This is a genomic window from Betaproteobacteria bacterium (assembly GCA_016791345.1).
Taxonomy (GTDB): domain Bacteria; phylum Pseudomonadota; class Gammaproteobacteria; order Burkholderiales; family JAEUMW01; genus JAEUMW01.
In genome coordinates this window covers 1-14263 of the sequence record JAEUMW010000272.1, presented here as the reverse complement: position 1 = coordinate 14263, position 14263 = coordinate 1, and the positions used below count along the sequence as shown (strand labels likewise).

The 14263-nt window shown below is 63.5% G+C and carries 20 protein-coding genes; 15 read left to right on the top strand and 5 right to left on the bottom strand.

What is annotated here, in order from left to right; translation table 11 throughout:
• Nucleotides 1-132: 132 nt before the first annotated feature.
• The 7 genes from JNK68_10915 (at nucleotide 133) to JNK68_10885 (ending at nucleotide 4046) form a co-directional block, all read left to right on the top strand.
• Nucleotides 133-441, top strand: a complete 309-nt coding sequence (locus JNK68_10915) for a hypothetical protein (protein ID MBL8540870.1) — start codon at nucleotides 133-135, stop codon at nucleotides 439-441.
• On the top strand, nucleotides 428-577 hold the full coding sequence (locus JNK68_10910; protein MBL8540869.1) for a hypothetical protein: 150 nt from the start codon (nucleotides 428-430) through the stop codon (nucleotides 575-577). Before JNK68_10915 ends, JNK68_10910 begins: the two co-directional genes overlap by 14 nt.
• 117 nt (nucleotides 578-694) lie before the next feature.
• Entirely contained in the window at nucleotides 695-2650 is a 1956-nt protein-coding gene (locus JNK68_10905) for a type IV secretion system DNA-binding domain-containing protein (GenBank protein MBL8540868.1), read from the top strand.
• 230 nt (nucleotides 2651-2880) lie between these two features.
• Nucleotides 2881-3099, top strand: coding sequence for an addiction module protein (locus tag JNK68_10900; protein ID MBL8540867.1), 219 nt, complete (start codon nucleotides 2881-2883; stop codon nucleotides 3097-3099).
• Nucleotides 3096-3389, top strand: a complete 294-nt coding sequence (locus JNK68_10895) for a type II toxin-antitoxin system RelE/ParE family toxin (GenBank protein MBL8540866.1) — start codon at nucleotides 3096-3098, stop codon at nucleotides 3387-3389. Before JNK68_10900 ends, JNK68_10895 begins: the two co-directional genes overlap by 4 nt.
• 71 nt (nucleotides 3390-3460) lie before the next feature.
• Nucleotides 3461-3775: a HigA family addiction module antidote protein gene (locus tag JNK68_10890; protein ID MBL8540865.1), complete on the top strand. Its 315-nt coding sequence runs from the start codon at nucleotides 3461-3463 to the stop codon at nucleotides 3773-3775.
• Between the two features lie 13 nt (nucleotides 3776-3788).
• Entirely contained in the window at nucleotides 3789-4046 is a 258-nt protein-coding gene (locus JNK68_10885) for a type II toxin-antitoxin system Phd/YefM family antitoxin (GenBank protein MBL8540864.1), read from the top strand.
• Nucleotides 4047-4374: 328 nt separating this feature from the next.
• Here JNK68_10885 and JNK68_10880 read toward each other — a convergent pair whose 3' ends face one another.
• Nucleotides 4375-5610: an IS256 family transposase gene (locus tag JNK68_10880; GenBank protein MBL8540863.1), complete on the bottom strand. Its 1236-nt coding sequence runs from the start codon at nucleotides 5608-5610 to the stop codon at nucleotides 4375-4377.
• A 382-nt stretch (nucleotides 5611-5992) separates the two neighbouring features.
• Between JNK68_10880 and JNK68_10875 the strand changes: the two genes are divergently transcribed.
• Nucleotides 5993-6424 (top strand): hypothetical protein, encoded by a 432-nt coding sequence (locus JNK68_10875; protein MBL8540862.1) that lies wholly within the window; start codon nucleotides 5993-5995, stop codon nucleotides 6422-6424.
• Nucleotides 6425-6778: 354 nt separating this feature from the next.
• On the opposite strand, the gene JNK68_10870 is transcribed toward JNK68_10875, so the two are convergent.
• Entirely contained in the window at nucleotides 6779-7222 is a 444-nt protein-coding gene (locus JNK68_10870) for a bacterial transcriptional activator domain-containing protein (GenBank protein MBL8540861.1), read from the bottom strand.
• Complete coding sequence (locus JNK68_10865) at nucleotides 7123-7923, bottom strand: hypothetical protein (GenBank protein MBL8540860.1); 801 nt, start codon at nucleotides 7921-7923, stop codon at nucleotides 7123-7125. Before JNK68_10865 ends, JNK68_10870 begins: the two co-directional genes overlap by 100 nt.
• Here JNK68_10865 and JNK68_10860 point away from each other — a divergent pair.
• The 3 genes from JNK68_10860 to JNK68_10850 all read left to right on the top strand — a co-directional run bounded on the left by JNK68_10860 (nucleotide 7922) and on the right by JNK68_10850 (nucleotide 9455).
• Nucleotides 7922-8788, top strand: coding sequence for an HlyD family type I secretion periplasmic adaptor subunit (locus tag JNK68_10860; protein ID MBL8540859.1), 867 nt, complete (start codon nucleotides 7922-7924; stop codon nucleotides 8786-8788). The two genes, JNK68_10865 and JNK68_10860, sit on opposite strands and share 2 nt — an antisense overlap.
• 158 nt (nucleotides 8789-8946) lie before the next feature.
• The gene (locus JNK68_10855) at nucleotides 8947-9228 is read left to right on the top strand and encodes a hypothetical protein (GenBank protein MBL8540858.1); all 282 of its coding nucleotides are present in this window, start codon (nucleotides 8947-8949) and stop codon (nucleotides 9226-9228) included.
• Nucleotides 9228-9455, top strand: coding sequence for a hypothetical protein (locus JNK68_10850; GenBank protein MBL8540857.1), 228 nt, complete (start codon nucleotides 9228-9230; stop codon nucleotides 9453-9455). Before JNK68_10855 ends, JNK68_10850 begins: the two co-directional genes overlap by 1 nt.
• 477 nt (nucleotides 9456-9932) lie before the next feature.
• Here JNK68_10850 and smpB read toward each other — a convergent pair whose 3' ends face one another.
• Nucleotides 9933-10376, bottom strand: coding sequence for an SsrA-binding protein SmpB (smpB, locus tag JNK68_10845; GenBank protein MBL8540856.1), 444 nt, complete (start codon nucleotides 10374-10376; stop codon nucleotides 9933-9935).
• Nucleotides 10377-10462: 86 nt separating this feature from the next.
• Between smpB and JNK68_10840 the strand changes: the two genes are divergently transcribed.
• Together JNK68_10840 and JNK68_10835 are read left to right on the top strand one after the other, a co-directional pair.
• Nucleotides 10463-10897 carry a type II toxin-antitoxin system RatA family toxin gene (locus JNK68_10840; protein MBL8540855.1) on the top strand — a complete coding sequence of 145 codons (435 nt, stop codon included), beginning with the start codon at nucleotides 10463-10465 and terminating at the stop codon, nucleotides 10895-10897.
• Nucleotides 10894-11220: an RnfH family protein gene (locus JNK68_10835; protein MBL8540854.1), complete on the top strand. Its 327-nt coding sequence runs from the start codon at nucleotides 10894-10896 to the stop codon at nucleotides 11218-11220. The genes JNK68_10840 and JNK68_10835 overlap by 4 nt, the downstream gene beginning before the upstream one ends.
• 19 nt (nucleotides 11221-11239) lie before the next feature.
• Here JNK68_10835 and JNK68_10830 read toward each other — a convergent pair whose 3' ends face one another.
• Nucleotides 11240-11737: a DUF4124 domain-containing protein gene (locus JNK68_10830; protein MBL8540853.1), complete on the bottom strand. Its 498-nt coding sequence runs from the start codon at nucleotides 11735-11737 to the stop codon at nucleotides 11240-11242.
• 206 nt (nucleotides 11738-11943) lie between these two features.
• Here JNK68_10830 and guaB point away from each other — a divergent pair, with 206 nt between their 5' ends.
• Together guaB and guaA are read left to right on the top strand one after the other, a co-directional pair.
• Complete coding sequence (gene guaB / locus JNK68_10825) at nucleotides 11944-13407, top strand: IMP dehydrogenase (protein MBL8540852.1); 1464 nt, start codon at nucleotides 11944-11946, stop codon at nucleotides 13405-13407.
• Nucleotides 13408-13484: 77 nt separating this feature from the next.
• Nucleotides 13485-14263, top strand: a 779-nt coding sequence (gene guaA, locus JNK68_10820) for a glutamine-hydrolyzing GMP synthase (GenBank protein ID MBL8540851.1), incomplete at its 3' end; no start/stop codon positions are given.

The following is a 14263-nucleotide window of genomic DNA, read 5'->3' as shown; positions in this document are numbered from 1 at the left end:
CATACCAGAGACATCAGGCGACTACACCCCGTCGTCTCAGGCGCATACGGGTACTACGGCTGATGGGCTTGAAATCAGGGCATGCTGGCGAAAACGGCGCATACGCCAGACGACAATGACCGGACCGCTATCGTGAGAATTAAGACCCTCCGCCTTCCCGATGATGTGTCCGACGAGATCACCCGCCGCGCGCGAATGAAGGGTGTTCCCGACGCCGACTACTACCGCCTCCTGATCGAGCGCGGACTGCTGCTGGAGAGCGTGGAACTGGCCATGGAGAAGCCCCTTCCACCGGCTTACTGGGGCCTGTGTGAAGCCGTGCTGGAGACCCGCAACATCCTCCGCTCGCTCGCCGCCGCACGCGAGCACAGCACGATTCCGAAGGCGCAGGTGCAGGCCAGGGACGAGCTCCAGCGGATGAAACAGGATGGCAACCAGTAGGCAGACGCCGCGGGTCTGGTCCGACGCCATCCGCGACTCGGAGATCCTCGCGAACTGGTTCAAGCTCGGTGCGAATGCGGTCGTGCTCTGGCTTTCTATCGGGATGATTCTGGGCGGCGCGCTCGGGGCAGCCTAGTTCTTTGAGGGCACCACGTCGCTGGATCGCCGGCTGTGGCTGCACCATATCCGCAATGGCCTTGGCATCGGTGGCCCGATCGCGGATCTACCCGATCCGAAGGGCAGCGGCGAGTACGTGCAGGTCTACTACCGCCACGGGCAGGACGTGCTGCTCAATCCCCTGGATGCGAGGAGTCGATCCTGGACGCTGTGGGGCGAGGTGCGCGAAGCCTACGACTACGCGAGTCTCGCCGCATCCATCATCCCCGAGAACGAGCGGGTGAATGACCCATTCTGGCGCGAAGGTCCGCGGGGCCTCTTCGAGGCCGTCGCCCTGCGTGTGGCAGAGCGCGGCGAGGCGACGAATGCCGCCTTCCGGCACATGATCTCCATCGCACCCCTGGGCGAGCTCTTCGCACTGGTGAAGGGCACGGAAGCCGCACCGGCGATCGATCCGGCGGCCGAGAAGATGGCGATCGGGGTGCGCGCAACGGTCAGCACGAAGATCCGTGCTTGGGGCTATCTGCCCGATCCAGACCTATTCAACCAACCGTTCTCGGTCCGCCGCTTTATCGAAGACGAGGGGAGCGATGCGTGGCTCTTCCTCACCTCCCGCAGAGATCAGCATGCCTTCCTGCGGCCACTGCTCTCCCTCTGGTGCGATCAGGCCGCGGCCTCGATCCTGAGCCTTCCGCCGGACTTGAAACGCCGCTTCTGGGTGGTCCTGGACGAGGTCGCGAGCCTCCAGGAACTGCCTGCCCTCACGCCCGACGGGGGACTGCTGACCATGTCGCGCAAGCACGGCGGGGCGACCATCCTCGGACTGCAGGACATCGGGCAGTTGCGGCGCCTCTATGGGGTCTACGGCGCGCAGAGCATCTCGGGTTCGTGCCTCACGCGACTCATGCTGCGCAGTGTCGAGCACGCCACTGCGGAGTGGGCCGCGCAGTCGCTGGGAGAACAGGAAGTGAACGAGGCGACCGAGTCCATCTCGATGAGTCCGCACGACCTCCGTGACGCCGTGAACCTCCAACGCCGCGTGGTGAAGCGCCCGATTGTGCTGCCCGCCGAGATCATGAATCTGCCCAAGCTCATCCGGGAGGCGAGGAAGACGCGGGTGCTACTACCCGTGAACGACGGCCGATACACGACCACGCAAGCCGTCACCGCTGAACGCGAGACCCTCACCACGACGAAGCGAGGGCAGGGAAGAGTGAAGCCCGTCGCGTCGGCTGAGGCAGCCCGGGAAGCCGCTCACGCACATGGACTTGCGGTCGATCAGACCGAGGCCGTCGCGTTCCTCATCGTCACCGGCGTCAACGAGGACCGGCGCGAGATCAACGAGCGTATCCGCATGCGGTTGAAGGCGCAGAGGATCCTCGACGGGACGGAAGGGAAGGCGACCGTTCTCGTTCAGCGCGACCTGACGCGCGCTGAACTGACGCAGCCGAAGTCCTACGAAATCGGCGACATCGTCCGCTTTGGGCGATCCTATGCGAAGGTCGGCATCGAGTCTGGCGAGTACCTGACAGTGAATGCGGTGGACATCCCAAGAGGCCTCGTCCCCCTCGCACGCGACGGGAACATGATCGATTGGGAGCCGCGACGAGCCAGCAACGTCGAGGTGTACCGGGAGGAATCTCGCACGCTCACGGCCGGAGACCGACTGCGCTGGACGCGGAACGATCGGGATCTCGCTCGACGCAACGGGGAGGTCGTGGAGGTGGTTTCGGTAGACCAAGGAAAACGTCACGCCATGGTCCGCGGATCACGAGATGCGGAGGCCTTGGACCTCAGCGCTCACCGGCACTGGGAGCACGCCTATGCCTCCACCATCCATGCCGCCCAGGGTAAGACGACCGACCGGGTACTGGTCCACATCGACACCAAATACGAGCAGACCCTCGGCAGCGAGAGCTTCTACGTTGCAATCAGCCGGGCGCGGCAGGAAGCGAAGCTGTACGTGGACGATGCATCGAAGCTGGCCGTGGCTGTCGAGCGGTCCACGCAGAAGCAGTACGGGCTCGAAGCGCTGGAGCGTGCGGTCTCCGTCCCAAAGAGTCGGGAAACGCAAGGAGATCTGCGTGGATAGCTGCGTCGTGTAGCCGGAAGTGATCGACCGCGTGGTCGAGATGGAGACTGCCTAGTTCCTGCGCTGGTACCGGCACGAATTCATCACCAAATGTGACGAGTTCGCGGAAACACCGGGGCCGCGCCTGCCTTTGGGCTTGGCCCTCCAAGATCTCGGGAGATTTCTTCCCCACTTGTCCCGGCGTAAGCTACGCGAGCATCCGGCGCAGACCTGCAGAAAGGAGAGCACACATGGCGAGTCCTTTACCTTTGGAAAAGATGTCGGTGGAAGAGAAACTCCAGGCGATGGAATCCCTTTGGGACGATCTGTGCAACAGGGCGGGCGTCATCACTTCGCCGGCCTGGCACGGGGACGTTCTGGCTGAACGGGAGGCGATGCACGGGCGTGGGGAGGATCAGTTCGAGGATTGGGAAGAGGCGAAGCGGAATATCAACAAGCAGGTCTCGTGAAGATCAGAATTCTCGGGTCGGCGAGCCGCGATCTGATCGAGGGCTACAGTTTCTACGAGCGGCAGGCCGAAGGCGTCGGCAGCTACTTTCTCGATTCGCTGTATTCCGACATCGACTCTCTTATCATCACGGCCGGCATGCATTCGGTGCATTTCGACAAGTACCACCGCCTGCTGTCGAGGCGATTCCCCTTCGCCATCTACTACCGGGTGGAGGGAGAGACGGTTCTCGTATATGCCGTTCTCGATTGCCGCCGAGACCCCGCGTGGATCAGAAAGAGACTGGGCTGAAGAGTGGCCGGAAGGAGAGCATGGCCCATCGAACGTCGAGACCGTGGACTACCACTGAAAGGAATACGACCATGGCCCGCACCCCCATTCACCCGGGTGAAGTTCTCGCCGAGGAGCTGGAGCAACTCGGCATCAGCCCAACCGAGCTGTCGCGGCAGATTCGCGTGCCGGCAAACCGCATCAGCCAGATCATCAATGGTAAGCGCGCGATCACGGGCGACACCGCGCTTCGCCTCGCGCACTGGTTCGGGACGAGTCCGCAGTTGTGGATGAACCTGCAGGCGCTATACGACGTGCGCGTGGCGGAGCAGGAAGCCGGAACGGAAATCAAGCGGCTGCCGACCAGACCTACTACACCCAAGACAGATCGGCCGCGCCCAGCATAGTGAGGATTGGTAGATGAACACGATCTCAGTCGAGGAGATCGAGCGGCGCGGCATTTCTGCTCTCGATGAGCTGCTCAAGGAGGGTCCTGTCCACGTCACCAAGAATAACCGGCCGGCCTACGTCATCGTGAGCGAGGATGACTATGCCCGCCTCATCGGGCAGCGCGGGCTCTGGGAACTGCTGGACGGACGCACGCCTGGCACGCGGTCCAAGCAGGACATCGACGCGCAGCTGCGCAGCCAACGAGGGAGCTGGGACGAGTTGCGGTGACGTGGTCGGAGGGCGTGATCGCAACGAAGGCTCCCGAAGGTAGCGCGGGGTGGGCCTAAGCTTGCCTTGACCGGGCAACCCCAATGGCTTGGATGCTTCTTATGATTTCGATCGTGCTCGGCGGGACGATGGGCGATTCTTGCCCCTGGCAAGCTCGTCCAGCTTGCTCTCAGTCACGGCCTTATCTCGTTAGAATAGCGCTGTGCAATCTGGTGGCAGCTATGCCGTTTAGGTGGTGCAAGAAATTTTCGGCCGCTCGTCAGGGCGGGCGTCAACGGGCTCGCGAGGGAGTGTCAGTAATTCTGTGTGTGAGCCGGTGGGTGAATCACTACTCGCTCAACACGAATCGTTGTTCGAACTGGATCGCCAGTTGTGCCTTGGCAGCATGCCACGAGATCGGTGGGTTCTTCCACTTCTGTGCGACGTTGCGCAGCGCGAGCCAGACCAACTTGGTAGCGGCCTGATCGTTCGGGAAATGCCCCTTGTTGCGCACGGCCTTGCGCACCGAGGCATTCAACGACTCGATCGCGTTCGTCGTGTAGATAATCTTGCGCACTTCAGCGGGGAACGCAAAAAAGGGAATGACCGCCTCCCAGTTGCGCCGCCAGCTCTGTGCGATCGCGGGGTATTTGCGACCCCACGGTCCCTGGTCGAAGGTTTCAAGCTCAGCGGCTGCGGCCTCGGCGTGCTCGGCGCGGTATACCGGCTTGAGCGCGGCCGCGATCGCCTTGCGCTCCTTCCACGAGGCGAACTGCATCGAATAGCGGATCAGGTGCACGATGCAGGTCTGTACGACGGTGTCTGGGAACACGGCGCTGATCGCCTCCGGGAAGCCCTCCGGGAAGCCCTTGAGGCCGTCGACCACGGCGATCAGGATGTCCTGGGTGCCACGGCCGCGAATCTCGTTCATCACGCGCAGCCAGAACTTGGCCCCTTCGCTGTGCTCGATCCACAGCCCGAGGACCTCCTTGTGACCGGAGGCCCGCATGCCGATCGCCAGATACACGGCCTTGTTCTTCACCAGACCTTCGTCGCGGATCTTCACCCGCAGCGCATCGAAGAACACGAGGGCATAGCTCGCCTCGAGCGGGCGGGCCTGCCAGGCGCTCACCTCGTCGATCACCGAGTCGGTCACCGCCGAGACCAGATCGGGCGAGATCTCAATGCCGTAGAGCTCGCGCACGTGGGCCTGGATGTCCCGGGTACTCATACCCCGAGCGTAGAGCGCGATGATTTTGTCGTCAAAACCGGGAAAGCGTCGGCGGTACTTGCCGATCAACGTCGGGTCGAAGCGACCGTGCCGGTCGCGCGGAATCGACAGCTCGAGCGAGCCTTCCGGGGTCAGCACCGTCTTGCCGCTGGTGCCGTTGCGATGGTTGCGCAGCCCCGCTTCGGCCTCGTTCGCCAGATGCACGTCCATCTCGGCGTTGAGCATCCGCTCGGCCAGCGCCTTCTTCAAATCGCCGAGCAGACCCCCGGAATCGAGCACCGTTTTCGGGTCACGCCCGGCCAGCAGCTGGTCCAGCAGTTCCTTGGGAAATCCTTCTGCGTCGTTCTTCGCCATACAATCCTCCCGCCCTCGCGGGCAGTGTATGGCTCAACACACAGAAAATCTGACAGCCCCGCTCGCGAAGCCGCTCGAGGATCGAGACCACCTGAGACGCACTGCGGCCTGAGTAACCCATTCTTCGACCGGCCGATTCTTAACTCTCCGTTCAGCTATCCGACCCGCCATTGCGAGCTGGACCCGCAAGGGCAAACGACCCAGCAGATCCTCAAGCGCCGTCGCCGCGCCGAGTTCATTAACCCATCCCGAAACCGAAGAAGCGAAAATGCGCGACCGACCAGGGGTCGTTCGCCTTCGACGAGGGCAGGGGTCTCTCCACCGACAAACGGCGCTACGACTACACCGCCATCATTAACGCAGTCCGCCAGCAGGCAGACCAGTGGCGCAGCCTGCCGAACCCGAGCGACTGGCGGGTCACGCCGGAAACCGCCCAGCGCTGCAGCACTGGCGGCACCATGAGTTCAGCGGCATTCGTCCCTTCTTTAGCCGGGTCGAGGCGGTTGAGACCACCATCTGGCTGACCGAGGTCGCCCCGCAGATCGGCAAGATCGGCGAGGGCTTTCTCCCGCATCTCGTCAACGCCAACAATGACGCCAACCCTGAACTCAGGCGGCTGGCGCTAAAGCTCGCCACCAGGGTCGGCAATACGATGGTGATGGCAATGCTGATCGCTTGGCAGACCATCAACGCGGTGCGCCCTCTACGGGCACTACGACAAGACCTTTCGCCTTCGAAGTCGCGGAACCGATCAACCCGAAGTTGCTCTGCGACATCTTCTATCACGCGAATAAAATCCTGCACTTCACGCTGAGCGGCGCCAAGCTCGCTCAGGTGATTCGTGCGAGTGCAAGCCTCGTATCCAGTAGTGAAGAAGGTCATGGAGACTTTCTGCAAAGCGTCCGGCTTGCGCATCGTCACCCGCGGGGATGAGGTTCGCCGGATGGAATGCTCCCTGGGCTCTGCCCCTCGCGCCGCGCAGGCGGGGTTGATCGGCAGGGTCTTAGGTGGCCGTTGCGACAGACGTCACCACCCAGACCCTTGTAGCTCAATGAATCGGCAACGTAACAGGAGGTAAGCCGGCACCCCCGAGGGCTTATGTCCTTTGCGCTACGGCACTTCGGGGTGTAGGTACTCCACTGCTCCGTCCGTTAAGTACGGGTGCCGCCTATTTAGCATCTTCGGTCTGGCTGGATTCCAGAACCGACATGTAAAGTCTCTTCGTTGCCGACGAGGGCTCGACTCCCATCCTCGCGGACAGGACCTTTTGGCATCGCCGATAAACCTTAATCGCTGCGGACCATTCCTCGCGTTTCGAGTAGCTGCGCATCAAGCCGCGGTAGAAGTCTTCCACGAGGTCGTCGGTCTCCAGGCCACGTTGGTAGAGGGACAGGGCGGTTTCCATCTGGGTGTTCTCTTCGGCCTGGCCAGCCCAAGCCAGGATACGAGAGACCAGCTTCACATGTAGGTTCTCGCGCAGGGGGAGAGACCACGGCACGTCGTCCTCTTGACTCAGAAACGGCGCGCGGTAGAGCGTGAGCGCCTGTTCATAGCATCTTCGTCCAGCATGTCTGAGTCGTTCATACTCAACACGCGGTCCAACTCCTGGCAATCGACCCAGCAGACGTCCGCGTCTAGGGTGAGCTTTCCCTCTTGTCGGCGTATCACGTCGTGCCGAAGCAACTTGCGCAACCGGAACAGCGTCGTCGCGAGTGACTGTTCCGCAGAATCTCCATCGGCCTCGGGCCAAAGTGTGGCGGCAATTCTCCCCTCGCTTACTTGTTGGCCGCCGAAAGCGATGTGAGCCTCCTCATTATCTCGCACCGGCTGACCACCCTGGTGCAATGCGATCGCATCGTCGTCCTCGATCAGGGGCGCGTCGCCGACGTCGGCACGCACGCGGAGCTCGTGCGGCGCTGTCCGATCTATCAGCGTCTGTGGACGCAGCAGACGAAGCATCTGTAGATGGCAGACGATCCCCTGAGCGCGGCCGACCGCAGCGGCTTCCTGTCCGACGCCGAAGCGATCGAAAAAGAGCCGATGCCGTGGCAGGCGCGCGCGACGCTCTACGTGCTCGTCGGCCTGATCCTCACGGCGGCCACCTGGGCGTCGTTCGCCAAAGTCGACCGCATTGCCGTCAGTCGCGGCAAGCTGATCACCACCACCCCGACCATCGTCGTGCAGCCGCTGGAGCCGTCGATGATCCGCAGCATCGATGTGCAGGTCGGCCAGATCGTCAAGAAGGGCGCACGACTCGCGACCTTCGACCCGACGTTTGCGAGCTCCGACCTGTCGCAGCTGACCGTGCGGCATGCGAGCCTCGACCTCGCTCGACGAGAACATCAAGCGGCTCAAGACCGCTATCGCCGGCAACAAGCGCGAGGAGGCCGTGCTGCGCGAGCGCCTGCAGAAGAACCTCGAGATCCAGCGCATGCACGAGTCCTTGCGCGAGGGTAACTACGTGCCGAAGCTCAAGGTGCTGGAAACCCAGCGTGATCGGCTGCAGACTGAGCGCGATCTCGAGCAACTCTTGAACACCTCGAGCCAGCTCCAGCGCGAGATCGCCAAGCTGGAGGCCGACCGCGCTGCCTTCTCCCGTGACTGGCGCGAGAAGGTGATGGAAGAGCTGGTGGTAGTGAAGCGCGATCGCGATGCCGCGGCCGATCAGCTCAAGGCCGAGCGCAAGACCGAGCTCACGGTGGTGACGGCGCCGGCCAACGGGGTGGTGCAGGAGCTCGCCAAGCGCTCGGTGGGGTCAGTGCTGAAGGAAGCGGAGCCGCTGCTAACCTTGGTCCCGCTCGACGCACCGCTGGAAGCCGAGGTGCAGATCGACGCGCGCTACATCAGCTATCTGCGCGTCGGCGACCCGGCGCGCATCAAGCTCGACGCGTTTCCGTTCCAGCAGTATGGCGTCATCAAGGGCCGCGTGCGCACGGTGAGCGAGGACTCCTTCGTGCGGCCTCAAGGCGCGGCAGAAGAACAGGACGCCGGCCGTGAGGCGTTCTACCTCGCGCGTGTGACGCTGGAGGACAAGAAGCTGGAAGGCGTGCCGGCGGACATTCGCTTCCTGCCCGGCATGACGCTCACCGCGGAAGTCGTCTTCGGCGACCGCACCGTCATGTCCTATCTGCTCTACCCGGTGATCCGCTCCCTCGACGAGGGGTTGCGCAGCCCGTAGCGCGAGCAGCCCCGAGTAGAGGCGGTAGGTCGCGATCGGCCGAGATACTCACAAAGGGGCAGTTCCGTGCGGTGATGCGGTCGATCGGAAACCGCTTGCTCAAATTCCATCCTCGCCTATAATGGCCATGTGCAGCACATGACCATAAGGAGATTAAAATGGGATCCGCAACGGAACGCATACCGGTCCTCGTGACCGCCGAGGAGAAAGACCGGATCGCCGCAAGGGCAAAGTCGGCCGGTCTGTCGATGGGGGAATTCCTGCGCCGAGCGGCTGATTCGTTCCGCCCCTCCGAGGATGAGAAGATTCTGGAGGGTATGATCGAACAGATGGCTAAGACTACCGCACAGGCGAGCGCCGCCATCGAGGACGCCCTGGCCTTTGTCGAGGCATCCAACAAGCGAATTGCTGCGCTCGAAGCGCGGAGAAAGGTCGCCTGATGGGTGTCGGAGACAGGATGTGGGACGCCATCACAACGGTCATCAGGATGAACGACCAGGTGGAGCGCATGGCGGCGACTATGAAGACGCAGCAGGATAAGATCGAGGGCCTGACTGAGCGGATCATTCGGCTCGAAACGGCGCTGGAAATTGCACTGGCTAGCCGGAGCGTCAAGAAGCCGGTGGCGCGTCGGGTCGAGCAGAAAGACGGATCGGGGGAAGGATAAGCGAGGGACGGAGGCGGTAGTGAGTCTTTGCAAGCAACGGGGCTGAGGGGATCGGGCAAACCACGGGGACGTGGAATTTGTCGAATCTGCGACGGAAAATCCAGACCAGCCCCGGTGATTCTTAAGGATTTTTTCTTCGACATACTTCGAAATAATCCGCTTTTCGTAAAGATGTTTCACCAATAAATACAATAGACTGTAGTGAGCTTTCGTTCCTAATTGTGATTCCGGTTGTCGTGGGTTCGAGTCCCATCGGCCACCCCATGAACTCAGCAGATTGTCGAGCGTCAACAGGCACAAAACATCAGTCGACTGATTTGTGCCAATCAGGCAGAAAGCCCCCGTCCGAAAACTTGCTGCGTAGTTCCCGGCGACGCGCGCAGGCATCCGTCTGTCGAGCGAAGCCTGCGGGCTTCGCGTTTTGCCGAGTGCCGGACGTATTCGACACGCCACGCGCGGCTCTTTCTGCCGCTGCGATCACTTGTTTCGCATGAGTCGCTGCTTGTCGCGCTGCCATTCGCGTTCGCGTTCCGCCTGACGCTTGTCGTGCTGTTTCTTGCCCTTGGCAAGCCCGATCGCCAGTTTCACGCGACCACGGCTGTAGTGCAGGTCGAGCGGGACCAGCGTGTATCCCGCGCGCTCCACCTTGCCGATCAGGCGGCGGATCTCCTCGCCACGCAGCAGGAGCTTGCGGGTGCGCGTGGCATCGGGCGCGACGTGCGTCGATGCCGCGAGCAGCGGCGTGATGTGACTGCCGATGAGGTAGATCTCCTCGCTGCGGATCACGACGTACGCTTCCTTGAGTTGTGCGCGACCCGCACGAATCGCCTTGACCTCCCAGCCTTCGAGCGCGATGCCGGCCTCGAAGCGGTCCTCGATGAAGTAGTCGTGAAAAGCTTTCTTGTTTTGTACGATGCTCATGGCGCCGCAGTGTTGCATAGAATTGCGCCGGTGTACCAACTGCACGAGGCCTCGAGCCACGGGCCGTGCAAACCCAGCGGAGGCTCATGGCCCTAGTCGAGAAAACGGTCCTCGTGCCGTTCACGCCGTCGCAGATGTACGACCTCGTGGAGCAGCCGGAGCGCTACCCCGAGTTCCTGCCGTGGTGCGGCAAGGCGCACGTCGACTTCCGGGACGGCACGACCACACGCGCCACGCTCCAGATCAACTATCACGGCGTCAAGCAGAGCTTCAGCACCGAGAACGCGAACGATCGCCCGCACGTGATCGACATCCGGCTGGTGAGCGGTCCGTTCCGGCGCCTTCACGGCACCTGGCGCTTTCTGCCGCTGGGGGATGCGGCGTGCAAGATCGACTTCCGCCTGGAGTACGAGTTTTCGAGCAAGGTCCTGGAGAAGCTGGTCGGCCCGGTGTTCAGCCACATCGCCAACACGTTCGTCGATGCGTTTACCCGTCGCGCCGAACAGATCTACCCCGGATGAAGGCGGAAAGCAGCTTCATCCACGTCGAAGTGGCCTATGCGCGCCCGGGCGAGCAGATCGTGCTGTCCCTGCGGCTGCCGGAGGGTGCACGGATAGGGGATGCCATTCGCGGCTCCGGCATCCTCGAACGATGCCCAGAGATCGAACTCGAAGCTGCCAGCATTGGAATATTCGGCCGGCTCGCGCCGCTGGAAACACCGCTGCGCGACCGCGACCGCGTGGAGATCTACCGGCCCCTGGTCGCGCACGCACGGGACGCGCGTCGCCGACGCGTGGCGGAAAAGCGGGCGGCGGCAGTCGACAGGGGGCGCACCCGTCGCTGACCGCCCCGGCAGCTGGCGACTATCGCTGCGCCGTCTGCGGCGCACACCATTGGTCCACCGCACGCCGCGCGTCGTTGATCGCGTCGGAGACTTCGGCATCGGACAGGTAAGCGCGCTCTCCGGTCTGCGGATCGAAACGCACCTGTCGGCCGCCCGTCTCCAGGTTGCGTAGATTGCCCTTGGCCATTTCGCAGTTGCGCTTGCGCTCGTTGGCCGCCGCGTTTTCCTTGTCCTGCTGCGCGCGCGCTTCCTCCTGTTCGACCTGACGCTGCTTGAAGGCGGCTTCCTGATCCTGGACCGAGTCCGCTGCGGGAGGAGCATCGGCACCAGCGGAAGCGGCGGCCGCAGTCGCTGCCGGCGGCAGGCGCGGCGTGAAGGTTCGTTCCTGCTTGGCCGTCGCCGGCGGCGGCTGATCCGAGTAGTGCACCTTGCCGTTGGCATCCTTCCACTGGTAGATCTGGGCGGCCGCCGTGATCGGCAGGAGAAGGGCGGCAAGGGCGAGCAGGTGTGTGCGCATGGTGGTCTCCTTCCGCCGATGGGAGCCCCGGACTTGCGACTGCGGGGTGCCCGGCGGTGCGATGGGGGTCACTGGTTCGGGCTGGATCGAGCACGAGGCAAGTAACACGCCACTGCTGCACGTGAGCGCGAACACGGGAGCCGGACGCTCGCGTTTACCGCGACTTGGGGCGGATCGTATAATGTGATCTTTGTGCAGAACCCATCATGCGACTCATCCAGCGGGCGCTCACGTTCGATGACGTGTCCCTCGTCCCCGCCCATTCCACGGTCCTGCCCAGCGACGTCAGTCTGGTCTCCAATCTCACCCGCGACATCTCGCTGAATCTGCCGATCGTGTCCGCGGCGATGGACACGGTGACGGAAGCGCGTCTGGCGATTGCCCTGGCGCAGGAAGGCGGCATCGGCATCGTCCACAAGAACATGCCGGCTAAGCTGCAGGCGGCCGAGGTCGCGAAGGTCAAGCGCTTCGAGAGCGGGGTGGTGAAGGATCCGATCACGGTCCGCCCCGGCATGACCGTTCGCGACGTTCGCAACCTCACCCAGCAGCACAAGATCAGCGGCCTTCCGGTGATCGACGAGGGCGGCCGCGTCGTCGGCATCGTCACCAACCGCGATCTGCGGTTCGAGACCAATCTCGACCAGCCGGTGCGCAACATCATGACGCCGCGCGATCGCCTGGTGACAGTGCGCGAGGGCGCGAACCGCGACGAGGCGATGGCGCTCATGCACCGTCACCGGCTGGAACGCGTGCTCGTCGTCAACGGCGACTTCGAACTGCGCGGGCTCATCACGGTGAAGGACATCCTCAAGTCGAGCGAACATCCGCTGGCGTCGAAGGATCAGCACGGGCGGCTCCGGGTCGGCGCCGCCATCGGCGTCGGCGAGGGGACCGAGGAGCGTGCGGCAGCGCTCGCCGAAGCGGGCGTCGACGTGCTCGTCGTGGACACGGCGCACGGGCACTCGCAGGGCGTGCTCGACCGCGTCCGCAGAGTGAAACGGAGCTTCCCGCAGCTGCAGGTGATCGGCGGTAACATCGCCACGGCAGCGGCGGCACGTGCGCTGGTCGACAACGGCGCCGACGGCGTCAAGGTCGGCATCGGGCCCGGCTCCATCTGCACCACGCGCATCGTGGCGGGCGTCGGCATTCCACAGATCACGGCGATCCAGAACGTCGCCCAGGCGCTGGAGGGGACCGGTGTTCCACTCATCGCCGATGGTGGCATCCGCTTCTCGGGAGACATCGCGAAGGCACTGGCGGCCGGAGCGCATACCGTCATGCTCGGCGGGCTGTTCGCCGGTACGGAGGAAGCGCCCGGCGAGATCGAGCTTTTCCAGGGGCGTTCCTACAAGATCTATCGCGGTATGGGATCGCTGGGGGCGATGCAGCAGGGATCGAGCGACCGCTATTTCCAGGACCTGCAGGACAGCACCGACAAGTTCGTGCCCGAGGGCGTCGAAGGTCGCGTGCCGTACAAGGGCTCGGTGGTTGCGGTGATCCACCAGCTCGTTGGCGGTCTGCGCTCGAGCATGGGCTACCTCGGCTGCGCCACCGTGGACGCATTCCACCAGCGCGCGGAATTTGTGGAGATCACGGCGGCCGGCGTGCGCGAAGCACACGTGCACGACGTGCAGATCACCAAGGAAGCTCCGAACTACCGCATCGAGTGAAGCGGGCGGCTACGCCTGCCGAAGGAGCGAGGCCCGTTCGCCGCGCTCCCGCGCCTGACACTTATGGTGGCCGTTGCATGCACGAGCGCATTCTCATCCTCGACTTCGGTTCCCAGTACACCCAGCTCATCGCGCGCCGGGTGCGCGAGGAGAACGTCTACTGCGAGCTGCATCCCTGCGATGTGTCCGACGCGTTCATTCGCGACTTCGCACCCGCCGGCATCATTCTTTCGGGCGGCCCGGCGTCGGTTACGGAGGGCGGAACGCCGCGTGCCTCGCCCATCGTGTTCGAACTCGGCGTGCCGGTGCTCGGCATCTGCTATGGCATGCAGACCATGGCGGCCCAGCTCGGTGGCGCAGTCGAGAATGGCGCAGTCCGCGAGTTCGGCTACGCGGAGGTTCGCGCCCGCGGCCATTCACGGCTGCTGAAGGACATTCAGGATCGCGTCAACGAGGCCGGACACGGCTTGCTCGATGTCTGGATGAGCCATGGCGACAAGGTTACCGGCTTGCCATCCGGTTTCAAGGTGATCGCCGGCAACGCGGCGACCGCCATCGCCGGCATGGCGGACGAATCCCGCGGCTTCTACGGCCTGCAGTTCCATCCCGAGGTGACGCACACCCTGCAGGGCAGGGCGATCCTCGGGCGCTTCGTGCACGAGATCTGCGGTCTCGGCTATGACTGGACCATGCCGAGCTACATCGACGAGGCTATCGGTCGCATCCGCTCCGAGGTCGGCGATGACCATGTGCTGCTCGGGCTATCCGGCGGCGTCGATTCGTCGGTGGCGGCGGCACTCATCCACCGCGCGATCGGCGATCAACTGATCTGCGTTTTCGTCGACAACGGGCTCCT

What these genes read in the sequence shown, in the direction of transcription:
- JNK68_10830 (MBL8540853.1), bottom strand. Translation starts at nt 11,737, where the DNA reads ATGCGCACACACCTGCTCGCCCTTGCCGCCCTTCTCCTGCCGATCACG.
- JNK68_10835 (MBL8540854.1), top strand. Translation starts at nt 10,894, where the DNA reads ATGAAGGCGGAAAGCAGCTTCATCCACGTCGAAGTGGCCTATGCGCGC.
- JNK68_10840 (MBL8540855.1), top strand. Translation starts at nt 10,463, where the DNA reads ATGGCCCTAGTCGAGAAAACGGTCCTCGTGCCGTTCACGCCGTCGCAG.
- smpB (MBL8540856.1), bottom strand. Translation starts at nt 10,376, where the DNA reads ATGAGCATCGTACAAAACAAGAAAGCTTTTCACGACTACTTCATCGAG.
- JNK68_10890 (MBL8540865.1), top strand. Translation starts at nt 3,461, where the DNA reads ATGGCCCGCACCCCCATTCACCCGGGTGAAGTTCTCGCCGAGGAGCTG.
- JNK68_10865 (MBL8540860.1), bottom strand. Translation starts at nt 7,923, where the DNA reads ATGCCGCACGGTCAGCTGCGACAGGTCGGAGCTCGCAAACGTCGGGTC.
- JNK68_10855 (MBL8540858.1), top strand. Translation starts at nt 8,947, where the DNA reads ATGGGATCCGCAACGGAACGCATACCGGTCCTCGTGACCGCCGAGGAG.
- JNK68_10900 (MBL8540867.1), top strand. Translation starts at nt 2,881, where the DNA reads ATGGCGAGTCCTTTACCTTTGGAAAAGATGTCGGTGGAAGAGAAACTC.
- JNK68_10880 (MBL8540863.1), bottom strand. Translation starts at nt 5,610, where the DNA reads ATGGCGAAGAACGACGCAGAAGGATTTCCCAAGGAACTGCTGGACCAG.
- guaB (MBL8540852.1), top strand. Translation starts at nt 11,944, where the DNA reads ATGCGACTCATCCAGCGGGCGCTCACGTTCGATGACGTGTCCCTCGTC.
- JNK68_10885 (MBL8540864.1), top strand. Translation starts at nt 3,789, where the DNA reads ATGAACACGATCTCAGTCGAGGAGATCGAGCGGCGCGGCATTTCTGCT.
- JNK68_10850 (MBL8540857.1), top strand. Translation starts at nt 9,228, where the DNA reads ATGGGTGTCGGAGACAGGATGTGGGACGCCATCACAACGGTCATCAGG.
- JNK68_10860 (MBL8540859.1), top strand. Translation starts at nt 7,922, where the DNA reads ATGCGAGCCTCGACCTCGCTCGACGAGAACATCAAGCGGCTCAAGACC.
- JNK68_10910 (MBL8540869.1), top strand. Translation starts at nt 428, where the DNA reads ATGGCAACCAGTAGGCAGACGCCGCGGGTCTGGTCCGACGCCATCCGC.